At 46.6% G+C, this 1,503-nt stretch carries 3 protein-coding genes; 1 reads left to right on the forward strand and 2 read right to left on the reverse strand.

What is annotated here, in order from left to right; genetic code table 11:
- Nucleotides 1-209, reverse strand: a 209-nt coding sequence (locus Q0095_RS09150; RefSeq protein ID WP_297883223.1) for a hypothetical protein, incomplete at its 3' end; no start/stop codon positions are given.
- Nucleotides 206-898, reverse strand: coding sequence for a tungstate ABC transporter permease TupB (gene tupB / locus Q0095_RS09155; RefSeq protein ID WP_297883224.1), 693 nt, complete (start codon nucleotides 896-898; stop codon nucleotides 206-208). The genes Q0095_RS09150 and tupB, both read right to left, overlap by 4 nt.
- 82 nt (nucleotides 899-980) lie before the next feature.
- Here tupB and Q0095_RS09160 point away from each other — a divergent pair.
- Nucleotides 981-1,503, forward strand: a 523-nt coding sequence (locus Q0095_RS09160) for a substrate-binding domain-containing protein (protein WP_297883225.1), incomplete at its 3' end; no start/stop codon positions are given.

The raw sequence follows: 1,503 nt of genomic DNA on the forward strand, positions 1-1,503 counted from the left end.
TTTTTACTCTTAGAATTTACCGCGGCGAAATTTTTACTCGTAGAATTCTCGGCGGCGAAATTTACGCGCGTAGAATTTATGTCCGTAGAATTCTCGTCTGCGGAATTTGCGTCCGTTAAATTTGCGCTCATAGAATTTTCGCTCTCCCTCTCCGCCCGGTTTTTGTCCGTGAAATTCTTGCTCGGATGCGTTAGCTTATCTGTATTCATCGATCTAGCCTTTTTAGCGCATGGATGGCTAAATTTACCGCAAACGCTATTAAAATAAGCACCAGCGCGAGCGCTATACCCATCGCAAACTCGCCCTTGTTGGTCTCAAGCGAGATCGCCGTGGTGATCGTGCGGGTGAAATATTTGATATTGCCGCCGATCATCATCGCTACGCCCACCTCGGCGACGATCCGCCCGTAAGCGGTGGCGATGACGACCAGTAGGGCGTAGCGAAGCTCGTAAAGCACGCAAAGGATTAAATTTAGCGGGCTTAGGCGGTAGTTCATAATGTTTAGATAGTGCTTTTTGTCCATATTCTCGATGACGCTGGCGCTTAGCGAGACGATGATGGGAAGCGCCAGCACAAACTGCCCGAGCATCACGGCTTTGAGCGTAAAAAGCAGCCCCAGCTCGCCCAAAGGGCCGTTTCTGGATATGAAAGCGTAAAGAATCAGTCCTATCGCCACCGTGGGCATCGCAAGCGCTACGTCGCTTAAAAGTCTAAGCGTTCTGCGAGCGCGAAATTCGTAAAATCCGAGGATAAATCCTATCGGAAAGCCGATTAAAATCGCAAAAAATATCGAGATGCTCGAAGTATAAAGCGTCGCCTTAATCGCCGAAAATGTCTCCGTATCGCCGCTAAGAAGCAGTCCGAATGCGCTTAAAATTCCTTCTAAAATAAAGTCCAAGATCGCGTCCTAAATATTCTATTTTGGCATATTTATAAACCAAATTTATATGCTATAATAGCACATTTTTTAAGGAGATAACATGAAAAAAATATTTTTTGTTTCGCTCGCTCTTAGTGCGAGCCTTTTTGCCGCCGATAACGATTTGGTGATGGCAACCACAACGAGCACCGATAATACAGGCTTATTAGACGCTATCCATCCTGTGTATAAAGCGGAAACCGGCGTAGATGTCAAATGGACGGCGGTAGGTACCGGCGCTGCTCTAAAGCTTGGCGAGAACTGCGATGCGGACATACTTTTCGTGCATTCGCCGAAGGTCGAGAAGGAATTCGTAGAAAAAGGCTTCGGCGTTGATCGCACGCCCGTTATGTATAATGATTTTATCCTCATCGCCGATAAATCCATCGCGCCTAAATTTAAAGGCAAGGACCTTAAAGGCTCATTCGAGTTAATCAAGGCGGAGAAGATTAAATTTTTCTCTCGCGGCGATAAATCGGGCACCGATAACAAAGAGAAAGGAATTTGGAAAAAGGTAGATGGCGCCGTGCCTGAAAACGAGGCGTGGTATAACCAAACCGGTCAAGGCATGATCGCTACGATCA

The sequence above is a fragment of the uncultured Campylobacter sp. genome (genome assembly GCF_938045535.1).
Classification (GTDB): Bacteria; Campylobacterota; Campylobacteria; order Campylobacterales; family Campylobacteraceae; genus Campylobacter_B.